Genomic DNA, 23076 nt, shown 5'->3' on the forward strand with positions numbered 1-23076 from the left:
CCGGTGCGCTCTTAGCTCAACTTGCCGCAGCACTGCTTGTACTTCTTGCCGGAGCCACAGGGGCAGGCGTCGTTGCGTCCGAGCTTGGGGCCTTCACGACGCACCGGGCGACCATCGGCACCAGGCAGCGGCGCCTGCTGGTCCTGACCCTCTTCACTGGCCACGGCAGGGGCGTCAGGGTGGCTCGCCGCTTGGGCCCTCTCGCGCTCGAGGGTTTCGCGACGCTGACGCTCCAGTTCCTCGACCTCTTCCGGGCGGCGAACCTTCACATGGCTGAGAATCCGCGTCACGTCGGACTTGATGTTGGTCAACAGGTTCTGGAACAGCTCGAAGGATTCGCGCTTGTATTCCTGCTTGGGGTTCTTCTGGGCATAGCCACGCAGGTGAATGCCACGCCGCAGATGGTCCATCGACTGCAGGTGCTCCTTCCAGCGGGTGTCCAGTACCTGCAACATCACCTGCTTTTCGAAGCGACGCATGAGCTCGGTGCCAGCTTCCTCGACCTTGGTCTCGTAGGCCTCGCGGTGCATGTCCTGCAGCCGTTCACGCAGTTGTTCCTCGTGGAAGCGCTCATCCTGTTCGGACCACTCGACGACCGGCGCGTCGAGGTTGAACTCGCTGCGCAACTGATCCTGCAGGCCGGGCAGATCCCACTGTTCGGGAAGACTCTGCGGCGGCACATAATCGCTGATCGCCAGATCGAGCACTTCCTGGCGAATCCCCATCACCGCCTCCGAGACTTCCTCGGCAGAGAGAATCTCGTTGCGTTGCTCATAGATCACGCGGCGCTGATCGTTGGCCACGTCATCGTATTCAAGCAGCTGCTTGCGAATGTCAAAGTTGCGGCTCTCGACCTTTTTCTGGGCGCGTTCCACGGCATTGGACACCATCTTGTGCTCGATGGCCTCGCCATGCTCCAGCCCCAGCGCCTTCATCATGCGCTGCACGCGGTCGGAGCCGAACAACCGCATCAGGCTGTCTTCCAGTGACAGGAAGAAGCGGGTCGAACCCGGATCGCCTTGGCGGCCGGCACGGCCGCGCAACTGATTATCGATGCGCCGCGACTCGTGGCGCTCCGAGCCGACCACATGCAGGCCACCGGCGGCCAGTACCGCCTCGTGACGCTCGAGCCACTCAGCCTTGAGCTGCTCGACCTGCGCCTCGCTCGGGTTGTCGAGCTTGGCGGCCTCGGCCTCCCAGTTGCCCCCGAGCACGATATCGGTACCACGGCCGGCCATGTTGGTGGCGATGGTCACCGCGCCGGGACGCCCGGCCTGGGCGATGATCTCGGCTTCGCTCTGGTGCTGCTTGGCGTTGAGCACGTTGAAGGCGATGCCGGCCTGTTTCATCAGGTTGGCCAGGTGCTCAGAGCTTTCGATGGACGCGGTACCCACCAATACCGGACGGCCCGCTTCGGTCTCGGCCTGAACATCCTTGATGATCGCCTCGAACTTCTCCTCGGCGGTCAGGTAGACCAGGTCGTTGAGGTCCTGCCTGATCAGCGGCTTGTTGGTGGGAATCACCACCACATCCAGGCCATAGATCTGGCGGAATTCGAAGGCCTCGGTGTCGGCGGTGCCGGTCATGCCGGACAGCTTGTCGTAGAGTCGGAAATAGTTCTGGAAGGTGGTCGAGGCGAGTGTCTGGCTCTCGCGCTGCACCGTCAGCCCTTCCTTGGCTTCAACGGCCTGGTGCAGGCCTTCAGACCAGCGGCGCCCCGGCATCGAGCGCCCGGTATGCTCATCGACGATCACCACTTGCCCTTCGCTGACGATGTAATCGACATCGCGATGGTAGAGGTGACGGGCACGCAGTGCCGAATGCATGTGGTGCAGCAGGTTGAGGTTCTGCGCGGCGTAGAGCGAGTCATCCTCGCCCAGGCGACCGTCCTGGCGCAGCAGTTCCTCGACCTTGTGGTGACCAGTTTCGGTGATCTCGACCTGCTTCTGCTTCTCGTCGAGCAGGAAGTCACCGCTGGTGGGGTCCTCCTCGTCCGTACAGCGCTCGAGCTGCCCGGCCAGACGGTCAATGATCTTGTAGAGCTCGGTATTCTCGTCAACCGCACCTGAAATGATCAGCGGAGTACGCGCCTCATCGATGAGGATCGAGTCCACCTCGTCGACGATGGCGAAGCTCAGGTCACGCTGGACCTTGTCCTCCAACGAGAACGCCATATTGTCGCGCAGGTAATCGAAACCGAACTCATTGTTGGTACCGTAGGTGATGTCGCAGGCATAGGCCGTACGTTTTTCCTCGGAGGTCTGGCCGGAATAGATGATCCCCACCGAAAGCCCCAGGAATTCATAGAGCGGGCGCATCCATTCGGCGTCACGGCGTGCCAGGTAGTCGTTGACGGTCACGACATGCACGCCCTTGCCCGGCAGGGCATTGAGGAACACCGCCAGGGTTGCCACCAGGGTCTTGCCTTCACCGGTCTTCATCTCGGCGATGCGACCACGGTGCAGGGTCATGCCACCGATCATCTGCACATCGAAATGACGCATGCCCATCACCCGCTTGCTCGCCTCGCGAACCGTGGCGAATGCCTCGGGAAGCAGCGCATCCAGCGTCTCGCCCGCCTCGGCCCGGGTGCGCAACTCGCTGGCATGGGCCTTGAGGTCGGTATCGCTGAGGGCTTCGAGCTCGGCTTCCAGAGCGGTGATCTGACCGACCTGGCGGGCCATGCGTTTGACTTCACGGTCGTTCTTGGAACCGACGACCTTGCGTAACAGGGAATTGATCATGAAGGGTCCAGTGTCTGCGTGTGGCATCGTGCCAGCGCCTATCGGCGCTCGGCCATTCTTCGTCTTGTCGGATAGGCCACGCAGTTGGGAGGACCACGACGTGTCAACACGTCATGAGCCGCGGTGGAGCGCTGAGGGGTCGAAGGCGCTGGCAAGCGCTTCGTTCCGCGGATGCCCAATGCGCGCGTGCAGGCAAGAGGCCAGCGCGCATGGGCCCGGCGGCGAGCCTTGAGGCGTGAACTGGCACGGATCATTGCCGGCGCCAGAATGCATACCTGTACGATACGCTCGGCATGGCGCAGGTTGTCTGCGTGCGCAAGCCCCGCCGGCAGCAGGCACCCTACCAATAGCCCAGCCAGCCACCAGCGCGTCGGGCGTCGGATGGCCTGCCTGCGACTGGGCACCGCCCCATTCAGGACAGACTCGGCAGACGGCTGGGTAGGAACGGTGGGCATGCTGTCGACGGTCTCCGGAGCGTGCTAGGCTCTCGTTTCAGTACGTAGAACCAACCCAGGGGTAATCCCCCGAGAAGCAAGCCAATGAGTATAAAGGTTAAGCGGGCGCGAGCCCAGTCCATGACCCGACTGTTGCAGGGTCACGGCGAACTGGGATCCTTGATGCGCATGGCGCGCCTGATCGAGCGCGCCCAACAACATCTGCGCGATCATCTCCCCGAGGAAGTGGGCGAGCACCTGCATGTCGGCGGTTATCAAGGTGGACGGCTGACACTGATCACCGACAGTGCGGTGTGGCTGACTCGCCTGCGCTATGAACAGCGTCGCCTGCTGGACCTTCTGCATCAGTTGCCGGGGTTCGAGGCGGTCACCGGATTCCACTTCAAGGTACGTCCGGTCCGCCCAGCCAAGGCGCCTGTACGCCAGGTCTGCGAACTCCCCGCCAGTGCGGCAGATGAATTGAGCAGTTGTGCCGCCGACGTGGACGACCCGCGCCTGAAGCGCGCCCTGGAACGGCTCGCCTCCCATGCCGAGCGTGAGTCGTGAGTCGTGAGTCGTGAGTCGTGAGTCGTGAGTCGTGAGTCGTGAGTCGTGAGCGCAAAGTAACGCCTGCTTACACGAAGAAAACCCCACCGGTGTATGCCGATGGGGTTTTTCTTACCGCTTAACGATTACGGCTGATCGCTCCGGGCGAAGCCCGGCTAGGCCATGGCTGGGGCGGCGTAGGAAATCGGCGCCACTTCGGTCTCGTCTTCGAAGGTCACGATCTCGAAGGCGTCCGGCTGCGCCATCAGTGCACGGCACAGCTGATTGTTCAGCGCATGGCCCGATTTCACGCCGCGAAACTCACCGATCAGGCTGTGGCCCAACTGGTAGAGGTCACCGATGGCATCCAGCACCTTGTGCTTGACGAATTCGTCGTCATAGCGCAGACCGCCGTCGTTCACGATGCGGTAGTCGTCGACCACGATGGCGTTGTCTAGGCTGCCGCCCAGGGCCAAATTGTTGGAGCGCAGGTATTCGAGGTCCCGCATGAAGCCGAAGGTCCTGGCCCGCGACACTTCCTTGACGAAGGACGTGGTAGAGAAGTCGACCACGGCCGTCTGCTTTTGATCCTCGAACACTGGGTGGTCGAAATCAATGGCAAAAGACACCTTGAAGCCCTGGTGGGGCAAGAAGATCGCTTCCTTGTCATCCTCGCGAACCACCACCTCACGCTTGATGCGGATGAACTTCTTGGGCGCGTTCTGCTCGCTGATACCCGCCGACTGGATGAGAAATACGAAGGGCCCGGCGCTGCCATCCATGATCGGCACCTCCGGGGCGCTCAGGTCGACATAGGCATTGTCGATTCCGAGCCCGGCGAGGGCCGACATCAAATGCTCGACGGTCGCCACCTTGGCGCCACCAGCAGAAAGCGCGGTGCACAGCGTGGTGTCGGTGACATGTTCGGCACGGGCCGGAATCTGCACCTCGGGATCGAGATCGGTTCGCACGAAGACGATCCCGGTATCCACGGGGGCCGGACGCAAGGTCAGGTAGACCTTCTTGCCGGAGTGCAGGCCGACGCCAGTGGCGCGGATGACGTTCTTCAGTGTGCGTTGTCTGATCATGGGCAGTGGCCAGGCTATTTGTCAGTTATCAAACACCGTTCACTATAACACCGAACGAGTGTTTCAACAAAAAAACATCGCCCGGCACGGCCGATGCGCGCCATCGCTGCCCTCAATCGGCCTGACGACGCAGGAAAGCCGGGATATCGAGATAGTCGTCGAGCTCCTGGGAGCGACGCTTCTCGGCGCGCGGCTTGGCCGCTTCCTCGGGCTCCGGCGAACGTGCAGCGGCCTGCTGTCGCATCGCCGCAGGCTGCTGACGCTGGCGATAGTCACCACTGTCACCACGGCGCGCGGTCTCGCGGGCGGGGGCAGCCTTCTGTTGAACGGCCTGGCGACCATCCAGGCCGGCGGCCACTACGGTAACGCGCAGTTCGTCGGTCATTTCCATATCGATGGAGGTACCCACCACGATGGTGGCGTCCTGCGAGGCGAACTCCTGGACAGTAGCACCGACATCGTTGAACTCGCCGATCGAGAGATCCGGCCCCGCGGTAATGTTGACCAGAATTCCTCGTGCGCCATGCAAGTCGATGTCTTCGAGCAGTGGGCTGCGAATGGCTTTCTCGGCCGCTTCACGGGCACGGTTCTCACCAGTGGCGCCACCGGTTCCCATCATCGCCATGCCCATCTCGGACATTACGGTGCGTACGTCCGCAAAGTCGACGTTGATGATACCGGGGCTGGTGATCAGCTCGGCAATGCCCTGCACGGCACCCAGCAGTACATCATTGGCGGCACTGAACGCCGTCAGCAGGCTGGCGCTCTTGCCAAGCACGGAGAGCAGCTTTTCGTTGGGAATGGTGATCAACGAATCGACATGCTCCGAGAGCTCTTTCATGCCCTCCTCGGCCGCACGCATACGCTTGGGCCCCTCGAAGGGGAACGGGCGAGTCACCACGGCGACGGTCAGGATGCCAAGCTCCTTGGCCACCTGCGCCACCACAGGCGCACCACCGGTACCGGTACCGCCCCCCATGCCGGCGGTGATGAACACCATGTCGGCGCCATTGAGCAGCTCTGCGATGCGTTCGCGATCCTCCATGGCGGCCTGCCGGCCGACATCGGGATTGGCGCCGGCGCCAAGCCCCTTGGTGATCTCGCTGCCGAGTTGCAGGACGGTCTTGGCGGCCACCCGCTTGAGGGCCTGGGCATCGGTGTTGGCGCAGATGAACTCCACGCCTTCGATGTTACTTTCCACCATGTGGTTGACGGCATTGCCGCCACCGCCGCCAACGCCGATCACCTTGATCACGGCGCTGCTTGAGGGTGCGCTATCTACGAGTTCGAACATTAGCCCCGTCTCCTGGAACGCCGATGGCGATCCTGTCAGAAATTTCCTTTCAACCAGCCCTTCAGCCTTTCCAGCGCAGGGATCGACTCCCTGAGCCCGCGCCGGGAGACGTCTTCGCGTCTCGGCTGTACCGGCACGACGCTGCCCTGTGTCTGTCGACCGTGACCCTGACGATGCTCCTGCAGGGCGTAATGTAGCAAACCGACTCCAGTCGAATAAATCGGGTTGCGAACGACATCGGCAAGCCCGCGCACGTTCTGCGGGCAAGCGATGCGAACCGGCATGTGGAAAATCTCCTCGGCCAGCTCCACCACGCCCTCCATGCGCGAGGTCCCGCCAGTGAGTACGACGCCGGCGGCCACCATGTCCTCATAGCCACTGCGGCGCAACTCATCGCGCACGAGTGTGAACAATTCTTCATAACGCGGTTCGACCACCTCTGCCAGCGATTGGCGAGACAGGTCGCGCGCGGGTCGGTCGCCGACGCTTGGCACCTTGATCATCTCGTCGCTGGCGGCGAGTTGGGTCAGCGCACAGGCATACTTGACCTTGATCTCCTCGGCGTACTGGGTCGGTGTCCGCAGTGCCATGGCAATATCATTGGTGACCTGGTCACCGGCAATCGGTATCACCGCGGTATGGCGAATGGCACCTTCGGTGAACACCGCGATGTCGGTGGTGCCACCGCCGATGTCGACCATGCAGACGCCCAATTCGCGCTCATCCTCGGTGAGCACCGACATGCTCGAGGCGAGTTGCTCGAGGATGATGGCATCCACCTCGAGACCACAGCGCCGCACGCATTTCTCGATGTTCTGCACCGCATTGAGTGCCGCGGTGACAAGATGCACCCGAGCCTCGAGGCGCACACCAGACATGCCGAGTGGCTCGCGGATACCGCCCTGAGTATCGATGGAGAACTCCTGAGGCAATACGTGCAGCACACGCTGGCCTTCGGAAATGGCTCGGGCACGGGCCGAATCGATAACGCGATCAATATCGGAGGGCGTGACTTCACGCTCCTTGATCGCTACCACACCGTCGGAATTCATCGAACTGATGTGGCTTCCCGCAACACCCACATAGACGGAATGGATATCGCAACCGGCCATCAACTCCGCTTCTTCCACAGCACGCTGAATCGACTGGACCGTCGATTCGATATTGATCACCACTCCCTTCTTCATGCCTCGGGAGGGATGCGAGCCGATACCGGCAATCTCGATACTGCCATCGTCGGTTGGCTGCCCCACGATCGCCACGACCTTGGACGTTCCGATATCCAGCCCGACTACCATGTTGGACGCATTGGATGGAGCTGCCATGAGTCGCGATGTCTCCTCGAATCTGACCCGTTTGATTGGGCCTGCAATACATAAATTGAACTAGGGGCAATTATAGGAACAACTTGGGTTGATTCTCCACCCCTTAACGGAAAACAAACTTCACGATACGGTGATTTTGTTGCGAAAGAAATAGGCGAATGCCTTTTAACACATGTCATCCAGACAAAAATGATCAACTTTCTCCCGCCGACTGTTCTTCAAGAGGTTCGGTTTCGCCATGCCAGGCCACCGCCACTCCATTAGGGTATCGAAGATCAATGTAGCGAATATGCGACGACTGTGAACCGAGTTGTCGTTGCCAGGCGGCCGACAGACGTGAAAGTCGCGCCGCACGGTCATTTCGGCCGAGCATCACCCATACGCCATCGTCCAGTTGGAAGCGCCAGGCACCACGCGGTTCAAGTCGCAATTGCGACAACTCAAGCCCCAATTGCGCGAACTGAATGGCCAATTGCTGGTGATAACCAAGTACTTCGGCACCACTGCCGGAGGGCCCGGCAAGATCCGGCAAGTCGCCGGGCAGCGACACCGGGCCAACGGCAAAAGGTTCACCCTCGGGGTTAAGCAGGTGATCATCGTTCCAGCGCGCGACTGGCACTTGTTCGACCAGCTCGAAGGTCAACGCATCGGGCCATTGACGGCTGACACGCACCTCGGCGAGCCAGTCAATCGCCAGCGCCTCCTCGCGCAACTCCGTGACACTCACGGAAAGCCAGCTCTGCCCGCGCAGTAGAGGAGCGAGTTGCTCACGCAGATAATCGGCACTGACATGCTCGAGCTCACCACGAATCGATACCCGTTCGATGGGGCGGTCCAGCCACAGCCAAAGCGCACGGCCGCCGGCCCCGATCAACAGCGCCAAGAGTACTACGCCAAGCCAGCCTCCTCGCTGCGTCATGCCCTGCCCTGCTCTAAGGTAGTGGCCAGGATCCTCAGCACCAGGGTCTCGAAGTCGATACCCGCATGAGCGGCGGCCTGAGGCACCAGGCTATGGTCCGTCATGCCGGGCGATGTGTTGACTTCGATCAGCCAGAAGCCCCCCTCACTGTCGCGCATGACATCCACACGACCCCAGCCTGCCGCGCCCACCGCATCGAAAGCCTGTCGACACAGTTGGCCAAGCTCGGCCTCCTCGTCAGCCGAAAGACCACACGGCAAGTGGTAGAGGGTGTCATTGGAGACATACTTTGCCTCGTAGTCGTAGAAACCACCCGGCACTTCGACGCGAATCGCCGGCAATACCCTGTCCCCCAGCAGCGACACGGTATACTCCTCACCTTCGATGAAGCGCTCCGCCATCACACGGGCATCGAACCTGGCGGCATCACGATAGGCGGCCTCCAGTGCCTCGGGGCTATCGACGATATTGATGCCAAGTGTCGAGCCCTCGTGCACGGGCTTTACGATCAACGGCAGCCCAAGCCGCCTTGACACCGCGACCCAATCGGCATCCGCCTCGAGCATCTCCGCCATCGGTGTGGGCAGGCCCAGTGCCTGCCAGACGAGCTTGGTGCGCTGTTTGTCCATGCCCAGCGCCGACGCCAGCACGCCGCTGCCCGTATAGGGTATGCCAAGCAGCTCGAGCGCCCCTTGCAGGGTGCCATCTTCACCACCACGACCGTGCAGGGCGATGAACACCCGGTCCGGTGCCAGTGCCTCGAGCCCAACCAAACCACCCTTCGCGGGGTCATAGCCCGTGGCATCGACACCAGCACGCTGCAGCGCCGACAGCACGGCGGCACCGCTCTTCAGCGACACCTCACGTTCGGCGGACTCACCACCATACATCACCACGACACGCCCCAGATCGGCAGGGGTCATAGCGCCACCTCATCCAACTTGAGGGCGGATTCACTGAGACGCAGGGAGATGCCGCCGACATCCCCGGCGCCCTGGGTGATCAGAATGTCATCGGCGCGCAATACCCGCGACAGCAACGCCGGCAACTCACTCTTGTCCTGAACGAAGATCGGGTCCACTTCGCCGCGCTGGCGAATCGACCCCGCCAGTGTGCGTCCCTCGGCGCCCGGGATAGGCGTTTCGCCGGCACTGTAGACATCGAGCAGCAACAGCGTATCGACGCCCGCCAGCACACGCACGAAGTCTTCGTAAAGGTCGCGAGTGCGGGAGTAACGGTGCGGTTGGTAGATCATCACCAGACGCCGTTCGGGCCAGCCAGCACGCACTGCGTTGATGACCATCTCGACCTCTCGCGGGTGATGGCCGTAATCGTCGACCAGCATCACCTCGCCCGCACCGCCAGGGGCCGGATAATGACCATGCACCTGGAAGCGCCGGCCGACACCCTGAAAACCGGCCAGTCCATTCAGGATCGCTGCATCGGGGACGCCAGCGTCGCTTGCCACCACGATCGCCGCCATGGCATTGAGAGCATTGTGTCTGCCCGGCATGGCCAACCGCACCTGGAGTGGCGCCAGATCACCCGGGCGATGAGCGGTAAAGCGCACCTCACCTGCCGATTGAATGAAATCGGCAATGCGATAGTCGGCATCTTCGCTGAAGCCATAAGTGATGAACTGGCGATGCACTTGATCGAGCATGCCACGCACATTGGCATCATCGATGCACAGCACCGCCAGGCCATAGAATGGCAGGTTGTGCAGAAATTCCAGGAAGGTGGATTTCAGTTTCTCGAAATCCCCCCCGTAGGTCGCCATATGATCGGCATCGATATTGGTGACAATCGAGACCATTGGCTGCAGGTGCAGGAAGGAGGCGTCGGACTCGTCCGCCTCGGCCACCAGGTAGTCGCCTTCTCCCAGCCGTGCATTGGTGCCGGCACTGGTCAAGCGGCCACCGATCACGAAGGTGGGATCGAAGCCGGCTTCACCCAGCAGCGTGGCAGTGAGACTGGTGGTAGTGGTCTTGCCATGCGTGCCGGCCACCGCAATGCCGTGGCGGAAGCGCATCAACTCGGCCAGCATCTCGGCACGCCTGACTACCGGCACTCGATGCTCGCGCGCCCACTGGATTTCCGGATTGGTGTCATCGACGGCCGTGGACACCACCAGCACATCGGCGCCTGCCACATTGTCGGCACCATGGCCGATATCGACGTGAATGCCGCACTGCTCGAGGCGGTTGATCACCGGTGACGCCTTCAGGTCACTGCCGCTGACCCGATAGCCCTGATTGGCCAGCACCTCGGCGATACCGCACATGCCTGACCCACCGATGCCCACGAAATGAATATGCCGTATGCGGCGCATGCCCAGCCCTCGACCATGGGCCGTAGGGGTTGACTGACCGGGAACCGGCCGTTGTGTGCTATCGCTCAAAACCTGTCTCCATGCAACCGGCCACCAGGCGCTCGACGGCATCGAGGTGGGCGCAGGTCCGTGCCTGCGCCGCCATGGTGGCGAGTATTTCGGGAACCAGCAGTGCCACTAGTCGCTCGCGAAGTGACAGCGCCGTCAATCTATCCTGGGGAAGAAGCTCGGCCGCCTGCTCTGCGACCAACGCACTGGCATTGGCCGTCTGGTGGTCGTCCACCGCGTGGGGGAATGGTACGAACAGCGCCGGTTTGCCCGCCGCGGCAAGTTCCGCCACGGTAAGCGCTCCGGCACGGCATACCACCAGGTCAGCCCAATCGTAGGCGGCCGCCATGTCGTCGATGAACGCACTCACCTCGGCCGTCACACCTTGCTCACGGTAGCGCTCCGCGCATGCCTCCTGCTTGTCACGGCCAGCCTGATGGCGCACGTCGGGGCGCGCCGGCTCGGGCATGCCTGCCAGCGCCTCTGGCAGCCGCTCATTGAGCACCTGGGCCCCCAGCGACCCGCCCACCACCAATAATCGCAGGGGTCGCCCCTGCATCTCATCAGCTTGGCGTGGATGTTCACCCAATGCAGCAATCTCTTCTCGCACGGGGTTTCCGACCACCTCAGCACGCCCCGAAAAGGCTTGGGGAAAGGCGGCATAGACGCGTCGCGCTAGCCGCGACAAGGCCTTGTTGGTCAGGCCCGCCACGGCGTTCTGTTCATGGATCACCAGCGGACACCGTGCGAGCCAGGCGGCCAACCCACCCGGCCCGCTGGCGAAGCCACCCAGCCCGACTACCAGTTGAGGGTCGAATTCACGGATGATCCGCCAGGCCTGCCAGATGGCGCGGGTAAGGTTCACTGGCGCCAACAGCCAGCCAGACAGCCCATTCCCGCGCAGCCCAGCCACCGCAATCCGGTGTAGAGGAATGCCGGCGGCCGGTACCAGCTGATTCTCGATTCCCCTGGGGCTTCCAAGCCATTCTACTTCGATGCCCTCGCCGGCGAGCCCACGGGCCAACGACAGTGCGGGAATCACATGTCCTCCGGTCCCACCCGCCATGATAAGGGCTCGACGGCCCGCTTGCTTGCTCACTCTGCCACTCCTTGCATGTTCGCTGGTGCCTCGTCCCCTCGCCCGCTCCCTTTGGTCCTGCCAGGCTCGCGGTGGGCAGCCGGCCTGTTGCGGCGCTCGGTCAAGCGAGTTTCGATATCGACCCGCAGCAACAGGGCCATCATCGCGGCACTGACCAACAGGCTGGACCCCCCATAGCTGAGCAGGGGCAGCGTCAGCCCCTTGGTAGGCAGCATGCCGGTACTCACCGCGATATTGATGAACGCCTGGGCGCCAATCACCATGGCGATCCCATAGCTCAGGTAGGCGCCGAAAGGCAGCCGGGCAAGCTCCGCGCGACGCCCCACCGCCATGGCGCGCCAGATCAGCAGGGCGAATAATCCCACGACCCCGATAGCAGCAAACAAACCCAATTCCTCGGCCAGCACGGCGAACACGAAATCCGTGTGTGCCTCGGGCAGGTAGAACAACTTCTGTACACTGTTGCCAAGCCCCATCCCCAACCAACTACCGCGACCAAAGGCGATCAACGCCTGGGTCAACTGGTAGCCACTGGCGAACTGATCCGCCCAGGGGTCGGCGAAACTGGCCAGACGGGCCAGGCGGTAGGGCTCGGCGATGGCCAGCAAACCGCCCCCCACGGCCACCACCACAATCAGCAACAGGAAGCGCCCCCATGGGGCGCCGGCCATCAGCAGCATGCCCATGACGCAAGCGGCCATCACGACCACCGCCCCATAGTCAGGCTCGAGGATCAGCAGCACACCGATCAGCCCCAATATCAGCAACGGCCTCAAGAACGCGCCCCACTGCTTGCGCACCTGGGGCAGAAAGCGCTCGAGGTAGCCGGCCAGGTAAGTGATCAGACAAAGCTTGGCGACCTCTGAGGCCTGCACGTTGAAGGGGATGCCGGGCAACGAGAGCCAACGCTTGCTGCCGTTGACCTCGCGTCCCACCAGCAGCACCAATGCCAGCAGGGCAATGCCCAGCAGCAGCAGCAACGGCCCGTTGGCCTTCCACCACAGCAGGGGCACCCGCATCACCACGGCCGCCACGGCGAATGCCGCCAGCAGGAAGATGCCGTGGCGAATGCTGAAGTACCAGGAATTCCCGGTGAGGCTCGCGGCGACCTCGGAAGAAGCCGAGGTGACCATCACCCACCCGATCAGCATCAGCGCCACGATGGCGCTGACCAGCCAACCATCGAAGGCATGCTCGCGAGTCGACAGGCGTTGTCTCAGGCGTCGCAGACGTTTCATTCAACCTCCCTGGCCACATGGCACTGGACCCACTCGCGAAATACCTCGCCTCGTACCTGGTAGTTCTCGAACTGATCGAGACTGGCACAGGCCGGTGACAACAGCACGCAATCCCCGGGCCTGGCAATCGCCAGCGCCCTGGCAAGCGCCTGGGTCATGTCCGCCACTCGGGTTACCGGCACCTGCTCGACAAGCGCCGCCTCAAGCTGCCCGGCGTCCTTGCCGAACAGCACGGCCTCGCGGCCATAGCGCGCCAGCGGCTCTGCCAGCGGATGAAAGTCAGCCCCCTTGCCAACACCACCGGCAAGCAAGATCAACCGCCCCTCGAGGGTCGAGCCGAGGCCGGCGATGGCGGCAAGCGTGGCGCCCACATTGGTACCCTTGGAGTCGTTGATCCAACGCACGCCACCGCATTCGGCCACCAGTTCACCTCGGTGCGCAAGGCCCGGAAATCGCCGCAGCACATCAAGCATCGCAGGCATCGGTAACCCCAGGTGCCGGCCCATGGCCAGTGCCGCCAGCGCGTTGGCGTGATTGTGTCGTCCAGCCATGCGCACCTCGCAAGCCGGCATCAGTGGCTCGTCGCCATGCACGAGCCACTCTCGCCCCTGGCGACGGCCTATCCCCCACTCATTCGCCGCCGGTTCGGCGGTGGTGAACCGCGCCTCGCAAGGCAGCGGTCCCTGCGGCCAGGTCATCGCGTCTTCGGCATTGACGACTGCATGAGCCGCACCGCGGAAGATGGCAAGCTTGGCGGCACGGTAAGCCTCGAGGCTGCCATGGCGATCGAGATGATCCTCCGAAAGGTTCAGGAAAGCCGCCGTCTCGGCGCCAAGCCAGGGCGTGGTCTCGAGCTGGAAGCTCGAGAGCTCGAGCACGTAAAGCTCGGCATCGGGCATCTGCTCGAGAAGATCGAGCGCCGGGGTGCCGAGGTTGCCTCCCACGGCCACCCGGCGCCCGGCCGCGCGGGCCATTTCTCCGACCAAGGTGGTCACGGTGGACTTGGCGTTGGAGCCGGTAATGGCCACCACAGGCGCCTGTGCCGCTCGCACGAAGAGGGCGATTTCGCCGATCACCAGCGGCTCGCCGGTGGCCACACGAACTCGTCCGGCAAGCTCGGCAAGACCTGGCGTCGCAGGATCGACACCCGGGCTCAGCACCACTTCCTCGACCTCGCTCAGGTCGAGCTCGGCAAGCGGCCCCGCGTGCACCGCGATGCCTGGATGCGCCGCTTGAAAGGCTTCAAGACCTGGTGGTGGCTCACGGGTATCGGCCACCTGGAAGGGTAGCCCGAGCCTTGTCAGATGGCGGCATATCGCACGGCCCGAGACTCCAAGCCCGACCACCAGGGTCACACCCTTGGGCACCTTGACCATGTAAGGCTCCTAGCTCTGGGTCTGGCCTGGTTCAACGAACCTTGAGGGTGGCAAGTCCGATCAACACCAGGATCACCGTGATGATCCAGAAGCGCACGATCACCCTGGGTTCAGGCCAGCCCTTGAGCTCATAGTGGTGATGCAGGGGGGCCATTCGAAAGATCCGGCGTCCCGTCAGCTTGTAGGAGCCGACCTGCAGGATGACCGAGACGGTTTCCATGACGAAGATCCCGCCCATGATGAACAGCACGATCTCCTGGCGCACGATCACTGCCACGACACCGAGTGCAGCACCCAATGCGAGTGCCCCCACATCACCCATGAACACTTGTGCCGGGTAGGTGTTGAACCACAGGAAACCGAGCCCGGCACCGGAAATGGTGGCACAGAATACCGCCAGTTCACCGGCGCCCGGAATATGGGGAATCTGCAGGTAGTTGGCGAATACCGTATTGCCGCTGGCATAGGCGAATACCGCAAGCCCCATGGCCACCAGGACGGTGGGCATGATCGCCAGGCCGTCGAGACCATCGGTGAGGTTGACGGCGTTGGAGCTGCCGACGATCACCAGATAAGTCAAGACGATGTAGAAGACCCCCAGCGGCAGCACGAAGTCCTTGAACAGCGGCACGATCAGACTGGTCTCGACCGGGCTTGCCGCGGTCAGATACAACAGCGCGGCAGCGGCAAGGCCGATCATCGACTGCCAGAAATACTTCCAGCGTGCCGGCAGGCCGCGGGGATTCTTCTCCACCACCTTGCGGAAGTCATCGACCCAGCCGATGGCACCGAACCCCAGGGTCACCGCCAGCACCACCCACACGTAGTGATTCGTCAGATCTCCCCACAGCAGGGTACTGACGGCGATGGCCATGAGAATCATGGCACCTCCCATGGTCGGCGTACCGGCCTTGGAGAGATGCGATTGGGGCCCATCGTCGCGTACCGCCTGGCCGATCTGCCGCTCGACCAGGCGACGAATCATCACCGGCCCCAACCACAGGCACAGCACCAGCGCGGTGAGGGTACCCAGGATCATTCGCAGGGTCAGGTAATTGAAGACATTGAAGGCGCTGAAGTATTGCGCCAGGACATCAGCCAGAAAAAGCAGCATGAATTGCGTTCACCCTTTATGAATCCGAGCGCAGCGCCGCCACGACACGTTCCATGGCGGTACTGCGTGACCCCTTGACCAGCACACTGGCGCCGGGCGGCAGATGGTTGAGGACATGGCGCACCAGCGCCTCCTGATCATCGAAATGGCACCCACCTTCGCCGAAGGCGTCGCTCGCCAGTCGAGCCGGCTCGCCATGGGTGCCGAGGAAGTCGATCCCCAGTTCCTGCGCGTAGCACCCGATCTCGGCATGTAGCTGGTCGGAGGCCTCTCCCAATTCCCCCATCGCACCCAGCAGGCACCAGTGCGGCCCAGGCAACGTCACCAGCAGGTCGAGCGCCGCCTTCACAGCGCCGGGGTTGGCATTATAGGTATCGTCGAGCAGGCGTGACCCCTTGAGGCCCGCCGAGACGCTGAGCCGGCCAGGCATCGGCGCAACGCCGGCAAGCCCCGCAACCACCGACTCCGCTGGCACGCCAAGCGCCAGGGTCGCCGCGGCGGCGGCGAGTGCATTGGCCACATTGTGGCGTCCCAGCAGGCCAAGCGGCACGCGGCCGAGTTCGCACCCATCCACGACAAGCGTGAAAGCATAGCGTCCGAAGTCGTCACAGGCCAGCGCCGTGGCCGTCACCCGAGCGCTTCCGGAAAGCCCGAAATCCAGCACCTCCCGCGGGCAAGCCAATTGCGCCCAGGTAGCGAAGTAGGCGTCATCGCGATTGAGTACCGCCACGCCATCCGCCGGCAAGCCACTGACGATCTCCGCCTTGGCCTGAGCAATCTGCCCCATGCCACCGAATTCCCCGACATGGGCGCCAGTGACATTGGTGATCACCGCCACGCGCGGCTCGACCAGGGCTGTCGTCCAGGCGATCTCTCCAAGGTGGTTGGCACCCAGCTCCACCACCGCCTGGCGATGGTCGGACCTCAGCGACAACAAGGTCAAGGGGGCACCGAAATCGTTGTTGAGGTTGCCACGGGTGGCAAGCGTCGGCGCCTCGCGCTCGAGCACCGCGGCGATCAGTTCCTTGACCGTGGTCTTGCCGCTATTGCCGGTCACGGCGATCACCTCTCCGCCCCAGGCCCGCCTTCTGGCACGCCCCAGCAGGCCAAGCGCCAGGCGCGTATCCGCCACCACAAGCTGGGGCAGCGGGTCATCCACGGGGTGCTCGACCAAGGCCGCCACCGCGCCGGCCGCACGGGCCTGGGCGATAAAATCGTGGGCATCGAAACGCTCGCCGCGCAGCGCCACGAACAGGCTTCCCGGCACCAACTGCCGTGAATCGGTGATGATCGCCGAGAGCGGGATGTCCTCGGTGGGCGCCGCTATCCCAAGCGCAGCCGCAACCTCGGCCAGTGTCGCAAGCCCCACGACGTTCACGCCCCCGCTCATGGCCTGGCCTCCCCGGCGACTCGGGTAGATAAGGCGCGCTCTGCCTGCTCGACATCCGAGAAGGGCTCGCGAACGCCGTTGGTCTCCTGGTAGTCCTCATGGCCCTTGCCGGCAATCAGCACCACGTCGTCGACACCGGCGTCTCCCAGCAGGCGGGCAATCGCCGCACCGCGACCTTCGATATTCCAGGCCCGAACACGAGCGTCGGCAGATAATCCCTCGCAGACCTGTGTTCGTATCGCGGAGGGGGTCTCGCTGCGCGGGTTGTCATCGGTGATGACCAGCCGGTCGGCATGGCGCTCGGCGGCCGCGGCCATCAGCGCGCGCTTGCCGGCATCACGATCACCACCGCAGCCGAACAGGCACCATAGGCGACCGCTACCGGGCAGATGGTCGCGCAGTGCGGTCAGCGCATTGTCCAGGGCATCGGGAGTATGCGCATAATCAACCACCACGGTGGGCGCGCCAGGCAAGGTCACGACCTGCATGCGACCGGGTACTGGCTGAAGGTGCGTCGCGGCCTCGAACAGCGCCTCGAGTGGGTGCCCAAGGCCATGCAGGGTAGCGATGGCGAGCAGCACGTTGTCGAGGTTGAAACGCCCCATCAGCCCAAGCGAGAGTTCCCGCTCGCCATCCGGTGTGGCAATCAGCGCGCGCTGTCCCTCGGCATGGGGAAACCAGTCGAGCACACGCAGGGTGACTGCCTCGTCCTCACCACTTGCCAGCACGCGCACACCAGGCGCAAGCCCCGCCAGCATCAAGCGCGCCAGGGAATCATTGGCGTTGACCACGGCGAGTGTGAGCTCCGGGCGCCGGAACAGCTTTGCCTTGGCCGCCGCGTAACTCGCCATGCTGCCGTGGTAATCGAGATGGTCACGGCTCAGGTTGGTGAACACCGCCGCCGTGATCCGGCACCCCTCGAGGCGCCCTTGATCCAGGGCATGGGAGGAGACTTCCATGGCGACACGCGTCACGCCATTGCCCGCAAGACGACCCAGCGCCGCCTGAAGCGCCAACGGTCCGGGGGTGGTCAAGCCCGCCTCGGCCAGGCTGCCTGGACGACCAAGCCCCAAGGTGCCCACCACCGCCGCATCGACATCGAGCGCCTGGCTAAGCTCGGCGATGTAATGGGTCACCGAGCTCTTGCCATTGGTGCCCGTGACGCCGACCACCTGCAGGTCCTCAGGCACCTCGAAAAGCAGGCGCCCAAATTCACCCAGCCGCTCACACAACCCGTCGAGCACGACCACCCTGGCATCAGGGTCGCTATCGACTGACGCCGCGCCATCGCCATGGGCAAGCACCAGGCACGCCCCCGCCTTGAGTGCCGAGGGGATGAAATCGCGGCCATCGCTTGCCACTCCAGGCACCGCGATGAACACATCACCTGCATTGACACGGCGACTGTCCAGCTGCAGCGTGATCCGCTCGGACGCAAGCGTCGGCAGCCGATCGACACTCTCGGGCCATAGCGCCGCGAGGCAGGCAACCAGGTGGTCGGGAGCGACATCAGTGGCAATGGGCGGCATGGCATCTCTCGGCTGGCATGAAACGGTGTCGGAAGGAGGCAAGCTCATTGCAGACGTTGATCTGGCGGCACATCGAGCAAGCGCAGGGCATTGCCGGCGACCCGCGAGAACACTGGGGCCGCGACTGCGCCGCCGTAGAAGGCATCGCCCTTGGGGTGATCGATCATCACCACGGTGACGATGCGCGGGTCGGACACCGGGGCAATGCCGGCGAACAGGCTGCGATAGACATTTTCCTGATAGCCCTGGGCGGCGGTCTTGCGCACCGTTCCGGTCTTGCCGGCCACGCGGTAGCCAGGTACCACCGCCCGGCGGGCACCGGTATCGGGCTGCACCGCCTCTTCCATGATTCTGAGTAGATCGTGGGCCACATCGGGCGTGATGGCTGGAACACCGGCCGGCGGCTCCGGCAGGCGCAGCAGCGACGGTGGCAGCCGCTCGCCGCTATTGGCAAGCGCCGTATAGGCACTGGCCAATTGCAGCGCCGATGCCGACAACCCATACCCATAGGAGAGTGCAGCCCACTGGCTGCTCGACCAGCGCACCGGCGCCGGCATGCTCCCGGTGGACTCTCCAGGGAAACCGGTACCCGGGCTCTCACCGAAACCCAGGCGACGATAGATATCCGGCACCAGCGGGTCATCCAGCGCCAGCACCAGCTTGGACATGCCGATATTGGAGGATTTCTCGAGAATTCCCGCCAGGCTGAGCTCGCCATAATTACGGATGTCGCGGATGGTGAAGCGGTCGATGCGCATCCAGCCTGGCGAGGTATCGACCACGGTATCACGATCGAATTGACCACTCTCCATGATCGCCGCCATGGCCAGCGGCTTCATTACCGAACCGGGCTCGAATACGTCAACGATCGCCTGGTTACGAAGCCCCCGCGGGTCGAGACCGGCACGGTTGTTGGGGTTGTAGGATGGCTGGTTGGCCATGGCCAGCACTTCGCCGGTGCGGGCATCGAGCATCACCACCACTCCGCCATCGGCATCGTGCTCGGCCACCGCGGTCTTGAGCTCGCGATAGGCCATGTACTGCAGACGCTGATCGATGGACAGCGTCAGCTGGCCGCCCGGCTTCGCCTCGCGCAACACCTCCAGGTCACGTACCAGCCTGCCACGACGATCCTTGAGCACCCGGCGCTGGCCAGGCGTGCCCGCAAGATAGGGCTGATAGGCAAGTTCGAGCCCCTCCTGACCCTTGTCATCGACATTGGTCACCCCAAGCAACTGGGCAGTTACCTCGCCGGCCGGGTAGTAGCGCTTGTACTCGTTCTGGGCGTACACCCCAGGGACGCGCAGGTCAAGCACCTGCTGGGCAGCCGCCGGTGTGAGCTGACGACGCAGGTACATGAACTCGCGCGAGGCGTAGCGCTCGAGGCGTGCAGTCAGGTCATCCAGGGGCATGCCCAGGGCACGCGCCAGCATCAGGCGCTGAATGCTGTCCTCGGGGACATCCTGGGGATTGGCCCATAGCGTCACCACCGGGGTCGAGATCGCCAGCGGTTCGCCATTGCGGTCGGTGATCATGCCGCGGTGAGACGGCAACGGGTCGGTGCGAAGCGTTCGGGCGTCCCCCTGGCCCTGCAGGAAAGGACGATCGAACACATGCAGGGTGACGATTCGCCCGGCGAGCAGCCCAAGGCCAATCAGCACCACCGCCACGACGATCCCGTAACGCAGGCCGCCCATGGGGGACATCGGCGGTGGCCGACGGGGTGTGACGCCGCTACGCACTTCGGTGCTCATGGCCGGATCACCTCGACTTCATCGACATCGGGCAGGCGCATGTCGAGCCGCTCCACGGCCAGTCGCTCGACGCGGGCCGGTGATGACCAGGCGCTCTCCTCGAGCAATAGCTGCCCCCATTCGGTCTGCAACTGATTCTGCTCGCGCTCGAGCTGCTGCAGGCGGGCATACTGTTCTCGGGTCTGTTGGGTCGCGGTGATGACCGCCAGCGCGCTGACAAGGCAAGCCACGATCAGCACCAGCGTGACCAGCATCATCGGGCTTGGCCGCAGGGACAATGGCCAGCCGAATTCACTGATCCCACGTCGTGCCGTATCCGACGGCTGTCTGTCCAGTCGTTCCCTATCCTGTCGCTCCCTATCCATAGGAGGCCTCCTCCCTGGCAGCCATTCCAGTCATGGTCATCGGCCGTCAATAGCGCTTGCGGGCTACCCGCATCACCGCACTGCGGGCCCGCGGGTTGTCGTCGACCTCGGCATCGCCGGGACGCCGCGCCTTGCCCACCGCCTCCAGGCGCCGCTCCAGTTGGTCATCACGGATCGGCACCCCCTTGGGCAGATGGGTATCCCCGCGAACATGATGTCGAATGAAGCGCTTGACCCTGCGATCCTCGAGCGAATGAAAGCTGATCACCACCAGATGCCCCCCCGGTGCAAGCGCTTCAAGGGCCGCTTCGAGTGCCGCATCGAGCTGCTCGAGCTCGCCATTGACCTGAATACGTAGCCCCTGAAAGGCTCGTGTGGCCGGGTGCTTGCCCTTTTCCCAGGCGGGATGAGCGACCTTGATGACCTCGGCGAGGTCGGCAGTGCGGGTGAAGGGTCGCTCGGCGCGGCGCGTGACGATGGCACGAGCCAGGCGACGTGCATAGCGCTCCTCGCCGAAGCTCTTGAACACCTGAGCGATCTCGGCCTCCTTGGCACGAACCAGAAACTCGGCTGCACTTTCGCCATGGGTCGGATCCATGCGCATGTCCAGCGGGCCATCGCGCAGGAAACTGAAGCCCCGCTCCGGGTCATCGAGCTGCGGTGAAGACACCCCCACGTCGAGCAGCACTCCCGCCAACCGGCCCTGCAGGCCATGCTGTCCGGCAATCTCGCCAAGGCGTGCGAACTCGCCCTGTTCAATGACAAACCGCGGGTCATCGATACTGGCCGCCTCACGGATCGCCTGGGGGTCGCGATCGATTGCCAACAAGCGGCCCTCGGGGGCAAGGCGCGCGAGGATAGCGCGGGAATGCCCCCCACGGCCGAATGTACCATCGAGGTAGGCACCGCCAGGCTCGTGAACGAGGGCATCGACAGCGCCGTCAAGGAGCACACTGGCATGTCGATAGCCGCGAGGGGATGTGTCGGGTGCGGATGTCGGCATGCAATTCTCGATTGACGGCTGGTAGGCCGGCGGGAGGCCGGCATCTGATCTGCAATGACAGATCATGAAGAAAGAGGGGAGCCGGCCGGTAAGCCGGGTTCTGTCGTGGACAGTCATTCATCTAGGGGCCGCGTCACCACGGCCCTCGAGCAACCTACCCGAACCCGACGCGGGCCACGCCAAAGGGTTCCTATTTGGTCTTGCTCCGAGTGGGGTTTACCGTGCCACGCACTGTTGCCAGGCGCGCGGTGCGCTCTTACCGCACCCTTTCACCCTTACCGGCCTCCCGAAGGAGACGTAGGCGGTCTACTCTCTGCTGCACTTTCCGTCGGCTCGCGCCGCCCAGGCATTACCTGGCACTCTGCCCTGTGGAGCCCGGACTTTCCTCCCCCGCCTCGATCCTGGGACCCAGGTGGCGGCGACTGTCTGGCCAGCTCCCGGAGCAAGGATACCAGCGCCCTGCCGCCCCCTCAATCGCCATTCAGGCCGATCACCATAAGTTTACAGGCACCACCCGGGCATGATCCTTCATGCGTCATCCTTGAGTGACTGGGCACGCGCGTACCACGCCTTGCGGGCACCACCCAGAAGCCTTGCCGCCACACCAGCCGTCTGCTTGACGCCCACACCCTCCCCAAGCAACGCGGCAAGCAAGGCATCGGCCTCGATATCGGTGCCTTGTTGGTCGTCTCGCGGCCCTGCGCCAGCCACCATGATGACGAATTCACCACGCGACTGGTCGGGGTCGGCCTCCATGCATGCCAGCAGCTCGGCGGCACTGCCATCGAGGAAGGTCTCGAAGGTCTTGGTCAACTCACGAGCAAGCACCACGCGTCGCGGCCCCAGGCAGTGGTCGAGATCGGCCAGGGTGTCGCGGATGCGATGCGGCGATTCGTAGAACACCAGGGTCTCCTCGCGCACCGCCAACCCCTCCAGGCGGCCACGACGGTTACCACCCTTGGCGGGTAGAAACCCCTGGAACAGGAAACGATCGGTGGGGAGCCCTGCGGCACATAGTGCGGCAACCAGCGCACACGCTCCCGGCACCGGCACCACCCGTCGCCCTCGTGCTCGCAATTCACGCACCAGCACGAACCCCGGATCGCTGATCAGCGGAGTGCCGGCATCGCTGACCAGAGCAAGCGATTCACCGGCGGTCAGGCGAGCGTCGAGCTGATCGACTCGCGCCTGCTCATTATGCTCGTGCAGGGAGAGCATCGGCACCGAAAGGCCGAGATGTCGCAGCAAGCGAGCGGTATGCCGGGTATCCTCGGCGGCCACCAGCGTGACTTCACCAAGAATCCGCGAAGCGCGCGCACTCAGGTCCTCGAGATTCCCAATCGGTGTGGCGACCACGTACAATGCACCCGGGTTCGAAATACTGGAGTTCGAGTCTGACATTGGTGGCTCCACGGCACGCGCCAGGACTGTAGAAGCCTTTCTCTACAGAGGCTTGACGCAACACACGCCTGAACAAT

18 protein-coding genes and 1 other RNA gene are annotated in these 23076 nt (G+C 63.5%); 1 reads left to right on the forward strand and 18 read right to left on the reverse strand.

The annotated features are described in order from the left end of the window. Nucleotides 1-11: 11 nt before the first annotated feature. Nucleotides 12-2744, reverse strand: coding sequence for a preprotein translocase subunit SecA (gene secA, locus C6V82_RS15100; protein WP_102588596.1), 2733 nt, complete (start codon nucleotides 2742-2744; stop codon nucleotides 12-14). Nucleotides 2745-3319: 575 nt separating this feature from the next. On the opposite strand from secA, the gene C6V82_RS15105 reads away from it, so the two are divergent. Then, a complete protein-coding gene (locus C6V82_RS15105; RefSeq protein WP_102588595.1) occupies nucleotides 3320-3745 on the forward strand; it encodes a DUF721 domain-containing protein in 426 nt (141 codons plus the stop codon). Nucleotides 3746-3900: 155 nt separating this feature from the next. Here the strand turns inward: C6V82_RS15105 and lpxC are convergent, their stop codons facing one another. The 17 genes from lpxC to rsmI form a co-directional block, all read right to left on the reverse strand. Next, entirely contained in the window at nucleotides 3901-4812 is a 912-nt protein-coding gene (gene lpxC / locus C6V82_RS15115; protein WP_102588594.1) for a UDP-3-O-acyl-N-acetylglucosamine deacetylase, read from the reverse strand. Between the two features lie 112 nt (nucleotides 4813-4924). Then, entirely contained in the window at nucleotides 4925-6106 is a 1182-nt protein-coding gene (gene ftsZ, locus C6V82_RS15120; protein ID WP_102588593.1) for a cell division protein FtsZ, read from the reverse strand. Between the two features lie 35 nt (nucleotides 6107-6141). Further along, complete coding sequence (gene ftsA / locus C6V82_RS15125; protein WP_102588592.1) at nucleotides 6142-7431, reverse strand: cell division protein FtsA; 1290 nt, start codon at nucleotides 7429-7431, stop codon at nucleotides 6142-6144. A gap of 193 nt (nucleotides 7432-7624) precedes the next feature. Beyond that, nucleotides 7625-8350 (reverse strand): cell division protein FtsQ/DivIB, encoded by a 726-nt coding sequence (locus C6V82_RS15130; protein ID WP_102588591.1) that lies wholly within the window; start codon nucleotides 8348-8350, stop codon nucleotides 7625-7627. Beyond that, the gene (locus C6V82_RS15135) at nucleotides 8347-9273 is read right to left on the reverse strand and encodes a D-alanine--D-alanine ligase (RefSeq protein WP_102588590.1); all 927 of its coding nucleotides are present in this window, start codon (nucleotides 9271-9273) and stop codon (nucleotides 8347-8349) included. The genes C6V82_RS15130 and C6V82_RS15135 overlap by 4 nt, the downstream gene beginning before the upstream one ends. Next, on the reverse strand, nucleotides 9270-10682 hold the full coding sequence (gene murC / locus C6V82_RS15140; protein WP_229843225.1) for a UDP-N-acetylmuramate--L-alanine ligase: 1413 nt from the start codon (nucleotides 10680-10682) through the stop codon (nucleotides 9270-9272). Before murC ends, C6V82_RS15135 begins: the two co-directional genes overlap by 4 nt. Nucleotides 10683-10740: 58 nt before the next feature. Next, nucleotides 10741-11829, reverse strand: coding sequence for an undecaprenyldiphospho-muramoylpentapeptide beta-N-acetylglucosaminyltransferase (gene murG / locus C6V82_RS15145; protein ID WP_229843224.1), 1089 nt, complete (start codon nucleotides 11827-11829; stop codon nucleotides 10741-10743). After that, a complete protein-coding gene (ftsW, locus tag C6V82_RS15150) occupies nucleotides 11826-13067 on the reverse strand; it encodes a putative lipid II flippase FtsW (RefSeq protein ID WP_102588588.1) in 1242 nt (413 codons plus the stop codon). Before ftsW ends, murG begins: the two co-directional genes overlap by 4 nt. Next, nucleotides 13064-14443, reverse strand: a complete 1380-nt coding sequence (gene murD / locus C6V82_RS15155; RefSeq protein ID WP_102588587.1) for a UDP-N-acetylmuramoyl-L-alanine--D-glutamate ligase — start codon at nucleotides 14441-14443, stop codon at nucleotides 13064-13066. The genes ftsW and murD overlap by 4 nt, the downstream gene beginning before the upstream one ends. A 31-nt stretch (nucleotides 14444-14474) precedes the next feature. After that, nucleotides 14475-15557: a phospho-N-acetylmuramoyl-pentapeptide-transferase gene (gene mraY, locus C6V82_RS15160; protein WP_102588586.1), complete on the reverse strand. Its 1083-nt coding sequence runs from the start codon at nucleotides 15555-15557 to the stop codon at nucleotides 14475-14477. Between the two features lie 16 nt (nucleotides 15558-15573). After that, nucleotides 15574-16947, reverse strand: coding sequence for a UDP-N-acetylmuramoyl-tripeptide--D-alanyl-D-alanine ligase (locus C6V82_RS15165; protein WP_102588585.1), 1374 nt, complete (start codon nucleotides 16945-16947; stop codon nucleotides 15574-15576). Next, entirely contained in the window at nucleotides 16944-18476 is a 1533-nt protein-coding gene (locus tag C6V82_RS15170; RefSeq protein ID WP_102588584.1) for a UDP-N-acetylmuramoyl-L-alanyl-D-glutamate--2,6-diaminopimelate ligase, read from the reverse strand. The genes C6V82_RS15165 and C6V82_RS15170 overlap by 4 nt, the downstream gene beginning before the upstream one ends. A 44-nt stretch (nucleotides 18477-18520) precedes the next feature. After that, complete coding sequence (locus C6V82_RS15175) at nucleotides 18521-20230, reverse strand: peptidoglycan D,D-transpeptidase FtsI family protein (protein ID WP_102588583.1); 1710 nt, start codon at nucleotides 20228-20230, stop codon at nucleotides 18521-18523. Further along, entirely contained in the window at nucleotides 20227-20595 is a 369-nt protein-coding gene (ftsL, locus tag C6V82_RS15180) for a cell division protein FtsL (protein ID WP_373297643.1), read from the reverse strand. The genes C6V82_RS15175 and ftsL overlap by 4 nt, the downstream gene beginning before the upstream one ends. 46 nt (nucleotides 20596-20641) lie before the next feature. Next, nucleotides 20642-21598, reverse strand: a complete 957-nt coding sequence (gene rsmH / locus C6V82_RS15185; protein ID WP_102588582.1) for a 16S rRNA (cytosine(1402)-N(4))-methyltransferase RsmH — start codon at nucleotides 21596-21598, stop codon at nucleotides 20642-20644. A 73-nt stretch (nucleotides 21599-21671) separates the two neighbouring features. After that, an RNA gene (gene rnpB / locus C6V82_RS15190) (RNase P RNA component class A) lies at nucleotides 21672-22036 on the reverse strand. A 90-nt stretch (nucleotides 22037-22126) separates the two neighbouring features. Continuing rightward, a complete protein-coding gene (rsmI, locus tag C6V82_RS15195; protein ID WP_102588581.1) occupies nucleotides 22127-22999 on the reverse strand; it encodes a 16S rRNA (cytidine(1402)-2'-O)-methyltransferase in 873 nt (290 codons plus the stop codon). Between the last annotated feature and the right edge of the window lie 77 nt (nucleotides 23000-23076).

Source organism: Halomonas urumqiensis, from assembly GCF_003028575.1.
Taxonomy (GTDB): Bacteria; Pseudomonadota; Gammaproteobacteria; order Pseudomonadales; family Halomonadaceae; genus Halomonas; species Halomonas urumqiensis.